The organism is Xenorhabdus thuongxuanensis (assembly GCF_001908095.1).
GTDB lineage: Bacteria > Pseudomonadota > Gammaproteobacteria > Enterobacterales > Enterobacteriaceae > Xenorhabdus > Xenorhabdus thuongxuanensis.
Genome location: NZ_MKGR01000089.1, coordinates 1 through 959 on the forward strand (window position 1 = coordinate 1; position 959 = coordinate 959).

Annotated in this window: 1 protein-coding gene; it reads right to left on the reverse strand. The window is 42.3% G+C overall.

Annotated features, from left to right (window positions below; translation table 11 throughout):
* The coding region (locus tag Xentx_RS18150; protein ID WP_074021877.1) for an IS630 family transposase at positions 1 to 881 on the reverse strand (881 nt) is incomplete at its 3' end.
* Between the last annotated feature and the right edge of the window lie 78 nt (positions 882 to 959).

Sequence of the window (959 nt, forward strand, 5' to 3'; positions counted from 1 at the left end):
TTTAACCAAGGCGAGTAGACCGGAAGAAACAGCAACGTCACGGTGGGATTATTCAGCAGCCATTCTCTGACTTTCTTACTTTTATGGATACCGTAGTTATCTAAAATCACGCTCAGCGTTTCTGCATCACGATAGGTTCGTTTTAATCCTTCTAACATACGGATAAATAAATCCGAGTTTTTTCTCGTGCCCCCCGTAGATACGATCTTTCCTGTTTGGGCATCAAGGCAACCGGCAAAATAATATTTTTGATTTTGACCGGGGGTCACAATCCGTTTTTGTTGGCCTTTAAAGTACCAGCCAGCGCCAATTTTAGGATTAAAATCAATATCAACTTCATCTTCATAAACAACAGGATGTTTTTCGCAAGCCTGAGAAAGTGCTTCAGTAATACGCGCCATTTTTTCGTCATATTCGGGATCAGGTTGTTTTAATGTGGGAGCCGCTCGTCGCCAGACAATGCCTTGTTTGCAGAAGTAACGGTAAAGTGTGCTGATGGAAAGAGTAATATGCATATATTTTCTGAGTAAAAACACAAAAAACGACAGACTCCAGCGAGAACCGAGATAGACAAATTGCTGGGGAGCGTGCTCTAAAAAATAAGAGAGAAGAGGCAGATAACGTGCTAAATGCCACTGAATATGACGCCCGGCAGGTAAGCGCTGTAAGCCCATCCAACCTTGTTCTCTAAACTTTTTCAGCCAACGCCAAACGGAAGATTCAGCGCAACAAAGTATCGCCGCCACCTGGGGGACAGAATGTGTTTTACACAGTAGAAGTATCCCCATGATCCGCCGTGCATAATTTTTATCAGATGTTTTTTGAACGACTTTTTTCATCTGCCGACGTTCATTTCGTGAAGTGGGTGGTATGATAAGCATGACTCGATCCTTTTTCTGTGATTTTGCGTTTTGGGAACAAAAATTTCGCAAATTTAGGATCGAGTTTCTTTGATACTC